Source organism: Streptomyces sp. (assembly GCF_019510245.1).
GTDB lineage: Bacteria > Actinomycetota > Actinomycetes > Streptomycetales > Streptomycetaceae > Streptomyces.
This window is the reverse complement of the sequence record NZ_JAEKKT010000181.1, coordinates 55,296-70,730: the sequence shown is the minus strand read 5'-3', so window position 1 is coordinate 70,730 and position 15,435 is coordinate 55,296. Positions and strand designations below refer to the sequence as shown.

Annotated in this window: 15 protein-coding genes and 1 pseudogene; 12 read left to right on the top strand and 4 right to left on the bottom strand. The window is 72.6% G+C overall.

The genetic code is table 11. The features are described from left to right. Positions 1-4 precede the first annotated feature (4 nt). The 8 genes and pseudogenes from JF597_RS36295 to JF597_RS36260 all read left to right on the top strand — a co-directional run bounded on the left by JF597_RS36295 (position 5) and on the right by JF597_RS36260 (position 7,607). On the top strand, positions 5-199 hold the full coding sequence (locus JF597_RS36295) for a hypothetical protein (protein ID WP_046733847.1): 195 nt from the start codon (positions 5-7) through the stop codon (positions 197-199). Between the two features lie 71 nt (positions 200-270). Next, on the top strand, positions 271-1,137 hold the full coding sequence (gene mshB / locus JF597_RS36290) for an N-acetyl-1-D-myo-inositol-2-amino-2-deoxy-alpha-D-glucopyranoside deacetylase (RefSeq protein WP_294005473.1): 867 nt from the start codon (positions 271-273) through the stop codon (positions 1,135-1,137). Further along, complete coding sequence (locus tag JF597_RS36285) at positions 1,134-1,550, top strand: DUF6113 family protein (RefSeq protein WP_294005470.1); 417 nt, start codon at positions 1,134-1,136, stop codon at positions 1,548-1,550. Before mshB ends, JF597_RS36285 begins: the two co-directional genes overlap by 4 nt. A gap of 156 nt (positions 1,551-1,706) precedes the next feature. Continuing rightward, positions 1,707-3,969: pseudogene (locus tag JF597_RS36280) on the top strand (hypothetical protein). A gap of 140 nt (positions 3,970-4,109) precedes the next feature. Then, the gene (locus JF597_RS36275) at positions 4,110-5,054 is read left to right on the top strand and encodes an ABC transporter ATP-binding protein (RefSeq protein ID WP_294005467.1); all 945 of its coding nucleotides are present in this window, start codon (positions 4,110-4,112) and stop codon (positions 5,052-5,054) included. Further along, positions 5,051-5,791 carry an ABC transporter permease gene (locus JF597_RS36270; RefSeq protein WP_294005464.1) on the top strand — a complete coding sequence of 247 codons (741 nt, stop codon included), beginning with the start codon at positions 5,051-5,053 and terminating at the stop codon, positions 5,789-5,791. The genes JF597_RS36275 and JF597_RS36270 overlap by 4 nt, the downstream gene beginning before the upstream one ends. Before the next feature lie 5 nt (positions 5,792-5,796). Then, the gene (locus JF597_RS36265; RefSeq protein WP_294005646.1) at positions 5,797-6,996 is read left to right on the top strand and encodes a histidine kinase; all 1,200 of its coding nucleotides are present in this window, start codon (positions 5,797-5,799) and stop codon (positions 6,994-6,996) included. After that, positions 6,993-7,607 (top strand): response regulator transcription factor, encoded by a 615-nt coding sequence (locus tag JF597_RS36260; protein WP_294005460.1) that lies wholly within the window; start codon positions 6,993-6,995, stop codon positions 7,605-7,607. Before JF597_RS36265 ends, JF597_RS36260 begins: the two co-directional genes overlap by 4 nt. 20 nt (positions 7,608-7,627) lie before the next feature. Here JF597_RS36260 and JF597_RS36255 read toward each other — a convergent pair whose 3' ends face one another. Next, the gene (locus JF597_RS36255; protein WP_294005457.1) at positions 7,628-8,491 is read right to left on the bottom strand and encodes a transglutaminase-like domain-containing protein; all 864 of its coding nucleotides are present in this window, start codon (positions 8,489-8,491) and stop codon (positions 7,628-7,630) included. Between the two features lie 50 nt (positions 8,492-8,541). Continuing rightward, complete coding sequence (locus JF597_RS36250; protein ID WP_294005454.1) at positions 8,542-9,633, bottom strand: GNAT family N-acetyltransferase; 1,092 nt, start codon at positions 9,631-9,633, stop codon at positions 8,542-8,544. A 140-nt stretch (positions 9,634-9,773) separates the two neighbouring features. On the opposite strand from JF597_RS36250, the gene fdxA reads away from it, so the two are divergent. Both fdxA and JF597_RS36240 read left to right on the top strand, forming a co-directional pair. Next, positions 9,774-10,094 carry a ferredoxin gene (gene fdxA, locus JF597_RS36245; protein WP_089098949.1) on the top strand — a complete coding sequence of 107 codons (321 nt, stop codon included), beginning with the start codon at positions 9,774-9,776 and terminating at the stop codon, positions 10,092-10,094. Between the two features lie 129 nt (positions 10,095-10,223). Then, positions 10,224-11,318, top strand: a complete 1,095-nt coding sequence (locus tag JF597_RS36240) for a bifunctional succinyldiaminopimelate transaminase/glutamate-prephenate aminotransferase (protein ID WP_294005449.1) — start codon at positions 10,224-10,226, stop codon at positions 11,316-11,318. 193 nt (positions 11,319-11,511) lie between these two features. Here JF597_RS36240 and JF597_RS36235 read toward each other — a convergent pair whose 3' ends face one another. Then, the gene (locus JF597_RS36235) at positions 11,512-11,979 is read right to left on the bottom strand and encodes an ATP-binding protein (RefSeq protein WP_294005446.1); all 468 of its coding nucleotides are present in this window, start codon (positions 11,977-11,979) and stop codon (positions 11,512-11,514) included. 271 nt (positions 11,980-12,250) lie between these two features. Continuing rightward, positions 12,251-13,192, bottom strand: a complete 942-nt coding sequence (locus JF597_RS36230) for a heavy metal transporter (protein WP_294005443.1) — start codon at positions 13,190-13,192, stop codon at positions 12,251-12,253. A 147-nt stretch (positions 13,193-13,339) separates the two neighbouring features. Between JF597_RS36230 and dapE the strand changes: the two genes are divergently transcribed. After that, positions 13,340-14,419 (top strand): succinyl-diaminopimelate desuccinylase, encoded by a 1,080-nt coding sequence (dapE, locus tag JF597_RS36225; protein ID WP_294005440.1) that lies wholly within the window; start codon positions 13,340-13,342, stop codon positions 14,417-14,419. A gap of 104 nt (positions 14,420-14,523) precedes the next feature. Further along, entirely contained in the window at positions 14,524-15,282 is a 759-nt protein-coding gene (locus JF597_RS36220; RefSeq protein ID WP_294005437.1) for a TIGR00730 family Rossman fold protein, read from the top strand. The last annotated feature ends 153 nt before the right edge of the window (positions 15,283-15,435 follow it).

Below are 15,435 nucleotides of genomic sequence, written 5' to 3'. Positions count from 1 at the left end.
CGCCGTGGCACTCTCGATTTCGGCGGTGGTGCTGCTGGCGATCATCGTCTTCTTGTTGATCAAGAAGTCGGGTCTGAAGGGCGGTCATGCAGTGGTGTGCATGCTGCTCGGTTTCTATCTCGCCTCCTCGACCGTCGCACCGACGATCAGCGATCTGACGACCAACGTCGCCAGCATGATCGGCAGCATCAAGTTCTGACCCCGGTCGCACTCCACACCGCTCGCCCCGGGCTGCGCGGCACTGTCGGTGTCGTTTCGTAGGGTGGGCACATGACGGAACTGCCCTCCCGGCGTCTGTTGCTCGTACACGCGCATCCGGACGACGAGTCGATCAACAACGGCGCCACCATGGCCCGCTATGCGGCCCAGGGTGCTCATGTGACGCTGGTCACCTGCACCCTGGGTGAGGGTGGCGAGGTCATCCCGCCCGAGCTGCGGCATCTCACCGGCCCCGCGCTGGGCGAGTACCGGCTGGGGGAGCTCACCGCGGCCATGCGCGAGGTCGGCGTGGCCGACTTCCGGCTGCTCGGTGGCCCCGGCCGCTACCGCGACTCCGGAATGATGGGCGTGTCCGACAACGACGCGCCCGACTGCTTCTGGCAGGCCGACGTCGACGAGGCCGCCGGGCACCTGGCCGAGGTCGTCCTGGAGACCCGCCCGCAGGTCGTCGTCACGTACGACGACAACGGCGGGTACGGCCACCCGGACCACATCCAGGCCCACCGCGTCACGATGAGAGCCGTGGAACTGGCCGCCGAGGCCGGCCACCGCGTCCCCAAGGTCTACTGGAACCGCGTCCCGCGCACGGTCGCCGAGGCCGCCTTCGCCAGGCTCCAGGAGGACCTGCCGGGGCTGCCCTTCGCCAAGTCCGCCGCCGTCGACGACGTTCCGGGCGTGGTCGACGACCACCGGATCACCACCGAGATCGACGGCACCTCCTATGCCGGCGCGAAGGCCGCCGCGATGGCCGCCCACGCCACCCAGGTCGAGGTGGCACCGGGCGGCGCCCGCTACTTCGTGCTCTCCAACGAGCTGGCCCAGCCCCTGTTCACCACGGAGTTCTACGAGTTGGTGGGCGGCGAGCCGGGCGCGGCGCGCGAGACCGACCTCTTCGCGGGCCTCGGGGAGGCGTCATGAGTTCCGACGGACGCGGGCCGATGCTCGCGCAACCGTTGCAGGCGCCCTCGGCCGGACGGGTCGCTGCCCTCGTCGGACTGGTCGTGCTCGGGGCCGTGGTCGGCGCCGCGGGCGCCCTCGTCCAGGCCGGCTGGTTCCCGGGCGGGCTGCTGCTCGCCCTGGCCGGTGCCGCCGGGCTCTTCCTCGGTGGGGCCCGGGCGATGGCGAGCCGCTCCGGAGCCGTCGCGCCCGCGTTCGGCTGGGTCGTCGCCGTCATCTTCCTCACCGCCAGCAGGCCCGAGGGCGACTTCCTGTTCGGGGCGGGCGGCGGCTCGTACCTCTTCCTGCTCGGCGGCATGGCGCTGGCTGTGATCTGCGCCACAATAGGTTTGGGGCGGCAACCCGAAGCGGGCGGCGCCCGACTTGGCAAGTGACGTACCACTTCGCCGTGGGGCGCCCGTGCGAGTCCGGTGTGGGTTTCCCCAGCGGTCATGGGATAAGCGTCAGAAGTGGCCAGTATGGTGGTGCGCGCCGCCGAGCCGTCCCAGCGAGGTCGTCACGGGCGGTGGAGCCAACCGGGAGAACCTGCCTTGAGTCGTGAAACTGACACTCCGTCCTCCGGGCCCGACGGGCGCGGTGGATCCGCATACCCCTCGGGTACGCCGCCGTACGGGACCCCCATGGCTTCCGACGACGGCACGGACGCGGCCCGTTCGGCCGCGCAGCCGGAGGAACGCAAGACCGAGACCAGCGGGCGGCACGAGCGGCGTGGGCGGTACGGGCGAGGAGACGGGCACGCACGCGCGGCCGGCGGGTGCCGCCACGTCCACCGGCAACGCCGAGCCGCCCGCCGCCGAACCGGCGCCCGCGCCCACCACCGACTGGTTTGCGCCACGCAAGTCCGGCCCCGCCAAGGGCGGACAGCGCGCCGGCGCCACCAACGGGGCGGGTACACCAGACGGTTCGCCCGCTGCCTCCCCGAACACTGCGGGTGCGGCGCGTCCGAACGGCGGCGGCGCCCCCCGCTCCGGCGCCGCGAACGGCGGCCGGCCCGGCGGTGTCGTCGGCTCCATGAGCGTGCCGGGCGCGTCCCGACCCGGCGGGACCAACGGCGCGGGGCTGCCCGCGGGCGCGACCGGCGGCCCGGTGGCCCCCGGCCACGGCGGCGGCACCGGCTCCTTCGACGTGACCGAGGCGCTCGCCGCGGGCCCGCTCGGCGGCTCCCGGGGCGGTGCGACGGGCGGCGACGCCCGCCGCGACGACCTGCCGTACTTCTCCGACAACGGCGGCCAGAACGGCGCACAGGGCGGCCCCGGCGCGCCCGGCGGCGGCCCGGCCGGTCCCGGCGGCTTCAGCGGCCCGGCCGGTCCCGGCGGCCCCGGCGGCCCGCAGGGCCCGGCAGGCCCCACCGGCGGCCCCGTCACCGGCGACGGCCCGTTCGTCCCGCCGGTCAACGGCGGCGAGCCCTACGGCGGCCCGAGCGGCCCCGCGGGCCCCCACAACGGCCCCGCGGGCCCCCACAACGGCCCCGCGGGCCCCCACAACGGCTCCGCGGGCCCCGGCGGGCCTCGCGCCCGCAGCGCCCAGGCCCCCCGGCCCGGCGCGCGCACCGCACCAGCCGGTGCCGGACTCGCCGTCCCCGGCGGCGGCCTGAGCGACGACACCGCGATCCTCACCCCGCAGAAGCCCGCCCCCGAACCGGGCATGCCCGGCTACGGCCCCCCGGCGGCCCACGTCTCCGGACAGACCGTCACCAGCGGCATCCCGGTGGTGCCCCCGGGCGCCGCCTCCCCCTTCGCGCCGGGTGCCCCCGGCACCGGGCCGCTGCCGCACACGCCCCCGAAGCTGCCCGAGCCGGTCTCGCCGCCCCCGGCCGAGGCCAAGGGCAAGAGCAAGGCGAAGGCCAAGAAGAAGCGCGGCAAGCTGCCCCTGCTCGGCGGTGTCGTGGTGGTCGCCGGCCTCGGCGTCTACGGTGCCGGGCTGCTCATGAACCACTCCGACGTGCCCAAGGGCACCACCGTGCTCGGCGTCGACATCGGCGGCGGCACCCGCGACGACGCGGTCAAGAAGCTCGACGACGCGTTCGGCAGCCGGGTGAACAAGCCGCTGAAGCTCTCGGTCGACGGTAAGACCGTCTCGCTGCCCCCGGACCAGGCGGGCCTCCAGTTCGACATCCAGGCCACGGTCGACGCGGCCGCCAAGAGCGACTACAACCCGGTCTCCGTGGTCGGCTCCCTGTTCGGCCAGAAGCGGGTCGTCGCCCCCGCCATGCCGGTCGACGAGGAGAAGCTCCAGGCCGCCCTCAAGGGCCTCGGCGGCAGCTCCGGCTCGGTCACCGACGGCACGATCAAGTTCATCTCCGGCAAGGCCGTCGCGGTCTACGGCAAGGCGGGCAAGGGCATCGACGCGGCCGGCTCGACGAAGGCGGTCGAGCAGGCGTACCGGACCATGGTGGAGACCAACACCTCCTCCCCGGTCACCGTCCCGACGACCACCGTGCAGCCGACGGTCTCCAACGCGGAGGTCGACCGCGAGATGAAGGCGTTCGCGGAGCCGGCGATGTCGAGCCTGGTCGTAGTCCAGACCGACGCCACGCACAGCATCAAGTTCGGTCCGGTGTCCCTGCCGAAGATCCTGGGATTCAAGGCCGTCGACGGCAAGCTGGTCGAGACGTACAACCTGGAAGCCCTCAAGGTGGCGTACGGCAGCACCTTCGACGGCGTGCTGATCACCCGGGCCACCGGTCAGAAGACGGCTGTCACCCCGCAGGACGTGGCCTCGGCGCTGCGCAAGGCGCTGGTCGGCAAGACGACGGCGCAGCGCATCGGAGTCATCGACACCAACCCCAGCTGACGCGGGTCCGAAGAGGGGGCGCCCGGTCTTCGCCGGGCGCCCCCTCTCGTCCTGTCACGCCCTTCTCATGACATCTGTCATGCGGCTCTCCGGACGGTCGGCACTGCCCCCGGACAGGGGCTCGCCGTCAGCATGGGGACATGACAACGACAGCGGCGACGACGGCCACCGGGTCCCCGGTGGTGGTCGGGTTCGACCAAGTGAGCAAGACCTACGGGAACGTGCGGGCCGTCGACGGGCTCTCGCTGCGGCTGCACCCGGGGGAGACCGTGGCCCTGCTCGGGCCCAACGGCGCGGGGAAGTCGACCACGCTCGACCTGCTGCTCGGCCTCAAGCAGGCCGACGCCGGCACGGTGAGCGTGTTCGGGCTGAGCCCGCGGGAGGCCATCGTCGCCGGACGCGTGGGCGCGATGCTGCAGAGCGGCGGCCTGATGGACGAGGTCACCGTCCAGGAACTGGTCAAGCTCGCCTGCGACCTGCACCCGAAGCCCTACAAGGTCACCGACGTCCTCGCCCGCGCGGGCATCTCGCAGATCGCCGACCGCAAGGTCAACAAGCTCTCCGGCGGCCAGTCCCAGCGCGTCCGCTTCGCCCTCGCCACCGCCGGCGACAGCGACCTGATCGTCCTGGACGAACCGACCACCGGCATGGACGTCTCCGCCCGCCAGGCGTTCTGGGCGACCATGCGCGAACAGGCCGACCAGGGGCGGACGGTCCTGTTCGCCACGCACTACCTCGAAGAGGCCGACGCCATCGCCGACCGGGTGCTGGTGCTGCACCGGGGACGGCTGCTGGCCGACGGGACGGCCGCCGAGATCAAGGCCAAAGCGGGCGCGAGGAGGATCTCCTTCGACCTGGAGGGCGAGATCGACGAGGCCCCGCTGCGGGCCCTGCCCTTCCTCACCGCCGTCGACGTGAGCGGCCAGACCGTCCGCATGCAGTCGTCCGACGCCGACGCCACCGTCCACGCCCTGTACGGACTCGGCGTCTACCCCCGCAACCTCGAAGTCGCCGGGCTCGGCCTGGAGCAGGCGTTCGTCGCCATCACGGAGGCCGAGGAGGCCAAGGAGGTCACGCAGTCATGAACGCCCTGATCAGGCTGGAGCTCGCCCGCGCCCTGCGCAACCGCAAGTTCCTGTTCTTCTCGGTGATCTACCCGTCGATCATCTTCCTGCTGGTGGCGAGCCAGAACGACACCACCAAGACCGTCGACAACTCAGGGCTGTCCCTCGCCGCGTACGTCATGGTCTCCATGGCCTCCTTCGGCGCCCTCACCGCCGTCCTGATGGGCAACAGCGAACGCATCGCCAAGGAGCGCGAGAGCGGCTGGGTACGGCAGCTGCGGCTGACCACCCTGCCCGGCCGCGGCTACGTCCTCGCCAAGACCGCCAGCGCGGCCGTGGTGAGCCTGCCGTCCATCGTGGTCGTCTTCCTGGTCGCCGCGTCCGTGAAGCACGTACGCCTCGACGCCTGGCAGTGGTGCGCGCTCACCGGCGCGATCTGGGCCGGCAGCCTGGTCTTCGCCGCGCTCGGCGTCGCCATCGGGTACCTGGCGAGCGGCGACGCGGTCCGCCCGATCACGATGATCACCTACTTCGGCCTGTCGATCCTCGGCGGCCTGTGGTGGCCGTCCTCCTCCTTCCCGACCTGGCTCCAGGACATCGCGAAGTGGCTGCCCACGCACGCGTACGCTGCACTGGGACGGGCCATCGAACAGAGCCAGGCCCCGAAAGCCCAGGACATCGCCATCCTCGTCGTCTTCTTCGCCCTCTTCGTCGGCGGCGCGGCCTGGCTGTACCGGAAGGACACGCTGAAGGCGTGAGCACCATGACGGAAGACCTGCGGTCCGAGGACGAGACACGGGCGGACCGGCTGGTGCGGATCGGCCGGCCGCCGCGCAACCGGGGCGAGGCGATGCGCAAGCTGGTGTGGGTGCTGCCGTGGCTGGTGTTCCTGGGCTCCCCGGTGGACGACCTGACCTCCGGCCACCACACCACCGGGGCCGCGGCGGCCGGCTGGGCGGGCCTCATGGCCTTCGTCGGGATCTACCTGACCATCGTCTTCCGCCAGATGGGCCGGCCCTTCCGCGGCGGTGTCGTCGCCGCCGCGGTCGCCGTGGAGTGGATGCTCGCGGTCGTGCTCGCCTTCGGCCTCGGCGGCTCCTGGCTGGGCCTGTTCGTGTACGTCTCCGTGATGTGCGGGGTCACCTTCCCGCTCCGCATCGCCTACTGGACCGTCCCGGCCACCACCGCTGCCATGATGCTGGCGGGCTGGCACGCCCACGCCCTGGACGACGCCTGGGGACTGTTCCTGGTGGTCCTCCTGGTCGGCTACTCCATGACCGGCGTCCGGCAACTCGTCGCCACCACCATCGAGTTGCGCAAGGCCCGCGCCACCGTCGCCCATCTGGCCGCCAACGAGGAGCGGTTGCGCCTGGCCCGCGACCTGCACGACCTGCTCGGGCATTCCCTTTCGCTCATCACGCTGAAGAGCGAACTGGCCGGACGGATGCTCCCCGACCACCCCGACAAGGCGGCCCAGCAGGTCTCCGACATCGAACAGGTCAGCCGGCAGGCCCTGGTGGACGTCCGTGAGGCCGTCACCGGCTACCGGCGGCCCCGGCTCGCCGCCGAACTGGCCGGCGCCCAGGTCGCCCTGACCGCCGCCGCGGTCACCGCCGAGGTCCCGGCCGATCCCGACCTGGCCGGCGTACCCGAGGAGGGCGAGGCGGCCCTGGCCTGGGCACTGCGCGAGGCGATCACCAACGTCGTACGGCACAGCGGGGCGAGCGCCTGCACGGTGGAGCTGCTGCGCCGCCAGACCCTGGACGGCCCGGTCCTCGAACTCGCCGTGGAGGACAACGGATCGGGCGGTTCCGGCAAGGGCCCCGGCAACGGGCTCACCGGGCTCACCGAGCGCCTGGAGAAGGCGGGCGGCACGCTGGAGGCGGGCCGTCTGAAGCACGGCTTCCGGCTGGTCGCCCGGGTCCCGCTCGACTCCGGCGGGGCCGTAGGATCCGGGGCATGAGCAGCACGATCAAGGTCCTCCTCGCCGAGGACCAGTCGATGGTCCGCGAGGCGCTCGCCGCCCTGCTGGGCCTGGAGGACGACATCGAGGTCGTCGCTCAAGTCGCCCGCGGCGACGAGGTGCTGGCCGCGGCGAAGGCGAACGACATCGATGTGGCCCTGCTCGACATCGAGATGCCGGGCTGCACGGGCATCGAGGCGGCGGCCCGGCTCCACGAGGCGCTGCCGACGGTGAAACTGGTCGTCCTCACCACCTTCGGCCGCCCCGGCTACCTGCGCAGCGCGATGGAGGCGGGCGCCGACGCGTTCCTCGTCAAGGACGCCCCCGCCGCCCAGCTCGCCGAGGCCGTCCGCAAGGTCCTCGCCGGTGAACGCGTCATCGACCCCACCCTCGCGGCGGCGGCCCTCGCCGAGGGCGCCAACCCCCTGACCGACCGCGAGCGCGAGGTCCTCCGCGCGGCGGCCGACGGCTCCACCAACGCGGAGCTGGCGAGGGCGCTGCACCTCTCGCAGGGGACGGTACGCAACTACCTCTCCACGGCGATCCAGAAGCTCGCGGTACGGAACAGGGCGGAAGCGGTGCGCATCGCGCGGGAGAAGGGCTGGCTGTAGGGGAGCCCCCTGAAGCCCCTTCAGTTGAGCCGGGCCCGTGCCGCCCGTGCCTCCCCCCGCACCTTCTCCGCCGCCCCCTCGTCGACCACGTCGATCAACCCGGCGTACTTCTCCAACTCCTCGGCCCCGTCGACGAACTCGCCCCGCTCCACCAGCAACCGCGCCCGCTCGTACCGCAGCCGCGCCGGATGCGACGGCAGCAGCAGGGACAGGTCGACCGACCACAGGCCCACGTCCGACCGCTCCGGGCGGGCCGCGGCCCACGCCCGTACGTTGTTGAGGATCCGCCGTACGACGTCCAGCGGATCGGCCGGCTCCAGCATCGCCGGCTCCAGCGGTACCCCGGCCGCCCCCACCACCAGCAGCTCCGCGTCCGCTCCGGTCAGCACCCGCCCGCCGTCGAACGGATCGGCCAGCACCTGCTCCTCGGCCGCCCCGAACCCGACCACGAAGTGCCCCGGCAGCGCGACCCCGTACACCGGCGCCCCGGCCCGCCGCGTGACCTCCAGCCACACCACGGACAGCAGGATCGGCAGCCCGCGCCGGCGCCGCAGCACCTCGTGCAGCAGCGAGGACTCCAGCCGCTGGTAGTCCGGGGCGGTGCCCCCGAAACCGAACCGTTCGCCCAGCACCCGCTGCGCCGCCGTGGCCCACGCGTGCGGCCCGCCCGGCCGGTACGGCAGCTGCCCGGCCAGCCGGTCCAGTTCCATCTGCGCCGCGTCGATCCCGGTCTCGTCCAGCGAACCGTCGGCCGCCGCGCCCAGCAGCAGGCACAGCGCGGCCAGATCGGGCCGCTCGGACCGCGCCTCCTCGCCGAACCGCCGTCGTACCTCGGCGGCCCGCGCCGGTGACGGCGGACGTGGATGCGGCTGACCGGAAGCCATAGCTTTTTCGTGCCCCTTCGGAATGATCGGTACCGCCTCGCCGCCCGGATTCAGGAGCCGTCCGTCTCCGGCGCCCGGTAGTGGTGGTACGCGTGGTGCGTCGCGAAGCCCAGCCGCCCGTACAGCGCCCGTGCCCCCTCGTTGTCCGTCTCCACCTGGAGCCAGGCCGCCGACGCGCCCTCCGCCAGCGCCCGGCGCGCGAGCGCGGCCATGACCTCGGTGGCCAGCCCCCGCCGCCGCAGCCCCGGATCCACCTCGACGGCGGCGAACCCGGCCCACCGGCCGTCCACCACCAGCCGTCCGATCGCCGCCGGGGCACCGCCCTCGGCCCCGGGCACGGTCGCGAACCACACCGAAGGCCCTCCCAGCACCTTCAGCGCGACCTCGCTCACGCCCTTGCGCTGGTACCGCGCCAGCCAGTCCTCGCCGGCCGACCGGGAGAGCAGCACCCCGGCGCCCTCCGCCCGGTCCGCCACCGGCGCCAGCTCCCCGGTCCACAGCTCGGCGCTCACCTCACGCAGCCACCCGCGCCGCTCCAGCTCCGCGCAGAGCAGCTCCTGGGTGCCCTCGGCGCCGGTCGCGGTCTGCACGTACGCGGGCAGCCCCCGGTCCCCGTACCACCGCCGTACGGCCGCCAGCGCCGCGTCCAGCGGCAGCCCGGGATCGCCGAGCGGCAGCACGCTGTTCGCCCGCCGTGTGAAGCCCTCCCGTCGCCCGGCCACCGCCCCCCACGGACGCTCCCCCAGAGCCGAATGCCTGGGGGGACCCCCATCGCGCGGCACCTTCTGGACTGCGGCCCGCAGCTCCCACTCGCCGAGCCGCTCGCTCTCCACCGGCCGCCAGCCGCGCGAGGCGACGCGCGCGAGCTCGCGATAGGTCGCGGCGGGCCCCCGGCGGCGTGCCGGAGCGGCCGGGACCACCTTCGCCGCCACCAGCGCGGACTCCGGTATCCGGACGGTCCCGCCGTCCCGCCGTGTGATCGTCAGCATGGCGTCGTCGTCCCATGATGTGAGAACACCCACCGTGTCGGTGAACTTCTCCGCGGTGTCGCCATTTCCGGTCAAACGGCGCACTGATACCCGTTTGCCCACGTCAGCAGCGGTGATACGGACCTCGAAGCGCCCTGCGGCAGAGATTTCCACTGGTCAGTTCACCCCTCCTGTTCGGATCATGCCCCGAAACGGAGATACTAGAGGCGGGCATCGACGACGCCGCGCTCCCGCGCGCCAGGCGGCGGAGCCTACGGAGGCCCGCCAGCGCCCAATCGAGGAGGAACGACAGCGTGACCTACGTCATCGCGCAGCCTTGTGTCGACGTGAAGGACAAGGCGTGCATCGAGGAGTGCCCGGTCGACTGCATCTACGAGGGCCAGCGGTCCTTGTACATCCACCCGGACGAATGCGTCGACTGCGGAGCCTGTGAGCCGGTCTGCCCGGTCGAGGCGATCTTCTACGAGGACGACACCCCGGAGGAGTGGAAGGACTACTACAAGGCCAACGTCGAGTTCTTCGACGACCTCGGCTCCCCGGGCGGCGCCAGCAAGCTGGGCCTGATCGAGCGCGATCACCCGTTCATCGCCGCGCTGCCCCCGCAGGCCGAGTAGTCCGCACCGGCGGCCCGCCGCAACACCGTGCCGCCTCGGTCCCGTACGCCCTGATCACACCCGGTCGGCGCGGTACGGGACCGAGGCGTTTGCCGTACCGGTCGTACCGAAGAAAGTGAGCAAGGAACCGTGTCCGCAGTCTCCGACCGTCTGCCCACCTTCCCCTGGGACAAGCTGGAACCGTACAAGAAGACGGCAGCGGCGCACCCGGACGGCATCGTCGACCTGTCGGTCGGCACCCCGGTGGACCCGGTCCCCGACCTGATCCAGAAGGCCCTGATCGACGCGGCCGACTCGCCCGGCTACCCCACGGTCTGGGGCACCCCGGCGCTCCGGGACGCGATCACCGCCTGGCTCACCCGCCGCCTCGGCGCCCAGGACGTCACCCACCGCCACGTCCTCCCGATCGTCGGCTCCAAGGAACTCGTCGCCTGGCTCCCCACCCAGCTCGGCCTCGGCCCCGGCGACCGGGTCGCCCACCCGCGCCTCGCGTACCCCACCTACGAGGTCGGCGCCCGCCTGGCCCGCGCCGACTACGAGGTCTACGACGACCCGCGCGACCTGGACCCGGCGGGCCTGAAGCTGCTCTGGCTGAACTCCCCGTCCAACCCGACGGGCAAGGTCCTGTCCCGGCAGGAGCTCACGGAGATCGTCGCCTGGGCCCGCACCCACGGCATCCTGCTCTTCTCCGACGAGTGCTACCTGGAACTGGGCTGGGAGGCCGACCCGGTCTCGGTCCTGCACCCGGACGTCAACGGCGGCTCGTACGACGGCATCGTGGCCGTCCACTCCCTCTCCAAGCGGTCCAACCTCGCCGGTTACCGGGCGGCCTTCCTGGCCGGTGACCCGGCGGTCCTCGGCCCCCTCCTGGAGATCCGCAAGCACGGCGGCATGATGACGTCGGCCCCGACGCAGGCGGCGGTGGTGGCGGCCCTCTCCGACGACACCCACGTCCAGGAACAGCGGCAGCGCTACGCGTCCCGCCGCACGGCCCTCCGCGAGGCCCTGCTGTCCCACGGCTTCCGCATCGAGCACAGCGAGGCGAGCCTCTACCTGTGGGCGACACGGGACGAGTCCTGCTGGCAGACCGTGTCCCACCTGGCCGACCTGGGCATCCTCGTCGCACCGGGCGACTTCTACGGCGAGGCGGGCGACAAGTTCGTCCGCGTGGCCCTGACGGCGACGGACGAACGCATCCGGGCAGCGGTCGAACGACTCTCCTGAGCCGGCGGCTTCTCGAAGCGGGCCTCGGGGATGCGCCCCGTCAGGGGCGCTGGGGGTGCCCCCTTCCGAAGGCTGGGGGAGGAACTGCGCGACCAGCCCCCACCGGGCCGCACACAACGCACAACGGAAAGGGACCCGGGAAACCCCGGGCCCCTTCTCACATCACCGGCCGGTCATCACCGGCGCAACGGCGTCAGCCCCCGATCGGCAGCCCCTGCACCGGCAGCCCGCCCTTCGCGAGCCCACTCGTCGGCAGCCCGCCCTTTGCGAGCCCACTCGTCGGCAGCCCACCCTTCGTCGCGGTGGACGCCGTCTCACCCAGCAGCCCGCCGGCGGAGCCGGCCGCTTCGCCCGCGGTGTGCTGCAGCACCGGCGCCGCCTTCTTGACGGCACCGCCGCCGGTCTTGCCCGCCGCCGGCAGCGCAGACTGGACCGCCGATCCGCCGGTGTGGCCGACAGCCCCGGTGACGGTCTGCGCCGCCGCGTCGGCCGTGTTGCCGACGCTCGCCCCGTCCAGAGCGGTCAGACCGCCGAGGTTCGGGGTGGCGGCCGGCAGACTCGGGGCCGCGCCGGCGGAGCCGGCCGCACCGACCCCGGCAGCCGCTCCCGCTGCGACGAGCAGCGCGGCACGGGCGATCCGGCGGGTCAGAGGGAGGGACATGATGCTCCATTCGACGGGAGGGAACGTGATCGCCGTGACTACCGCTCGAAGCCCGCGAAGGTTGCGGAGACCCAAGGTAAAGAGTTGATAACGCGTCGCATTATCGGGTGTGGAGAAAAACGGGCAAACGACCCGCTGGGGGTGCTTGCGCAGAATCCTTACCGCCCAGCACCCTCAAGGGATTTCACGCATGCGCGAGTGACCGTGCGAAAACGTGAGCACACCACGCGTACGGCGTGTCCCGGCTGACCCGCCGGAGGGACCCCCCGAACTACTGCCCGGTCACGATCCGCACCGAGCCCGCGGACTTCTCCGCACCGCCCGTGCTCTGCGCGCCGGACACCGGCTGCCACCGGCTGTCCGTGCTCCCGGCGGCCCACTCCCGGCCCGCGTACGACACCCGCTGGATGTGCAGCGCCGACGCATTGGCCACGGCCCAGTGCGCCAGCTGCCAGCCGCGCTCGCTCTCGGTGCGCCCCGACTTGTCGGTCTTCTTCCCCTGCGGCACCGGCACGGTCACGGTCCGCCCGTGCGCGGTGGCGGTCACGGTGGGCGTGGGGGTCGGCGCGGCCGACGCGCTCACCTCGGCGCCGGCCTCCTCGACCGCGTCCCGCCCGAAGTCCCGCACGAGCGCGGTCCGTACCGCGTCCGGACCCGTCGCCGTCGCAGCGGTGGTGGCCGCCGGGCGTCCGTCGCAGGTCAGGGTGGCCGCCGCCTGCCCGGTCAGGGCCGCCGCGAGCAGCGTGGCGTCGGTCTCGTGCTTGGCGTACGCCTCGGGGTATCCGCTGCGCTGCACGCGCTGCGCGGCCACCGTCAGCGGAAGGGTCTCGTAGTCGCGCACCTTGGCCAGGTGGGCGTAGAACATGCCCGCCGCGTAGGCCGGGTCCAGGATCTGCTTCGGGGTGCCCCAGCCCTGCGAGGACCGCTGCTGGAACAGGCCTAGGGAGTCCCGGTCGCCGTGCCTGATGTTGCGCAGCCCCGACTCCTGGATCGCGGTCGCCAGGGCGATGGCCACCGCCCGCTCGGGCATGCCGCGGCCGGTGCCGACGGCGGCGATCGTCGCCGCGTTCACCGCCTGCTCGGGCGTGAACTGGTACGACTCGTCGTCGCTTCGGCCCGAGACGACCTTGCAGCCCTCGGCGCCACCGCCGCCGGTGACGTACTGGACGACCAGGTAGGCCGCGACGGCGCACAGGATGACCAAGCCGGACACGAAACGCAGGAGGCGGCCGCGACGCTTGGGACGGATGGGGGACGGCTCTGGCACGCGTACAACATACTGGAGAGTACGAGCCGCTCACCCCCGGGTCGGGAAGCCTGTGAACCCGCCCGCGGGATCGCGCGCGCTAGGGTCGAGGCCATGGCCGACACCTCGCTTGACCTCACGCTGGACGCCGCAGCGCTCACCGCGCAGCTCGTCGACTTCCCCTCGGAGAGCGGCACCGAGAAGCCGCTCGCGGACGCGATCGAGAGCGCGCTGCGCGCCCTGCCGCACCTGAGGGTCGACCGGTACGGCAACAACGTGATCGCCCGGACGAACCTCGGCCGTCCCGAACGCGTGATCCTGGCGGGCCACATCGACACCGTCCCGATCGCGGAGAACGTGCCCTCCCGCCTCGACGCGGACGGCGTGCTGTGGGGCTGCGGCACCTGCGACATGAAGTCGGGCGTCGCGGTCCAGCTGCGCATCGCGGCCACCGTCCCGGCCCCCAACCGCGACCTGACCTTCGTCTTCTACGACAACGAGGAGGTCGCCGCCGACCTCAACGGGCTCAAGCACGTCGCCGAGGCCCACCCCGAGTGGCTGGCCGGCGACTTCGCGGTCCTGCTGGAGCCCTCGGACGGCGAGGTCGAGGGCGGCTGCCAGGGCACCCTGCGCGTCCTGCTGAGGACCTCGGGCGAGCGGGCGCACTCGGCGCGCTCCTGGATGGGCTCCAACGCGATCCACGCGGCCGCCCCGATCCTGGCCCGCCTGGCCGCCTACGAGCCCCGCCACCCGGTCATCGACGGCCTGGAGTACCGCGAGGGCCTGAACGCGGTCGGCATCTCGGGCGGGGTCGCCGGCAACGTCATCCCCGACGCCTGCGTGGTCACCGTCAACTTCCGGTACGCGCCCGACCGTTCCGAGGCCGAGGCCGTCGCCCACGTCCGCGAGGTCTTCGCCGACTGCGGGGTCGAGGAGTTCGTGGTCGACGACCACAGCCCCGGCGCGCTGCCCGGCCTCTCCCACCCGGCCGCGGCCGCCTTCATCGCGGCGGTCGGCGGTACGCCGATGCCCAAGTACGGCTGGACCGACGTCTCCCGCTTCTCGGCCCTCGGCGTCCCCGCGGTCAACTACGGCCCCGGCAACCCGTACTTGGCACACAAGCGGGACGAAAGGGTGGAAACCGGCAAGATCCTGGCGGGTGAGGAGCGTCTGCGCGCCTGGCTGACCAGCTGAGCCACACGACGGCGCTGCGCGCCCGACATGCCGACGTCCCGCGCCTGTAACCCGCTCCGATCTACGCTGAAGCAGATACACCTGCAAGCGGAGGGAGCGCTTATATGCCTACCGGGAACCCCGAGGGGAAGAAGGTGCCGCCGGACGAGCAGCGCCTGGGACCGGTCCTCCGACGGCGCGGCCAGGTGACCGCGAGCACGACGGACCAGCGCCTGCTGGACGCGGGCGGCCCCTCCGACTGGGTGCACACGGACCCCTGGCGGGTGCTGCGCATCCAGTCGGAGTTCATCGAGGGCTTCGGCACGCTCGCCGAACTGCCGCCCGCGATCAGTGTGTTCGGCTCGGCGCGGACACCGGTCGAGTCGGCGGAGTACGACGCCGGCGTGAGGCTGGGCCGCGGTCTGGTCGAGGCGGGCTGGGCGGTCATCACCGGCGGCGGGCCCGGCGCCATGGAGGCGGCGAACAAGGGGGCCCTCGAAGCGGGCGGCGTGTCGGTCGGCCTCGGCATCGAGCTCCCCTTCGAACAGGGCCTCAACCCGTACGTCGACATCGGCCTCAACTTCCGCTACTTCTTCGTGCGGAAGATGATGTTCGTCAAGTACGCACAGGGCTTCGTGGTCCTGCCGGGCGGCCTCGGCACCCTCGACGAGCTCTTCGAGGCCCTCACCCTCGTCCAGACCCAGAAGGTCACCCGCTTCCCGATCGTCCTGTTCGGCAGCGGTTACTGGGGCGGCCTCGTCGACTGGCTCAAGAACACCCTGGTCGCCCAGGGCAAGGCAGCCGAGAAGGACCTCCTCCTCTTCCACGTCACGGACGACGTGGAGGAGGCAGTGGGTCTCGTCTCAAAGGAAGCGGCCCGCTGAGCCCACCGACCGCTTTCCCACCCACCCACCCGACTCGCTCTGCCGAGAAGCCCGGGTCGAACGTCGTTCTCCACCAGGCCGACCGACAGATCCGCTTCACACACGCTCGGGGCCGCGAGTCGGGTGGTGGGTCGCTTGATCCGCTCGCTTCTC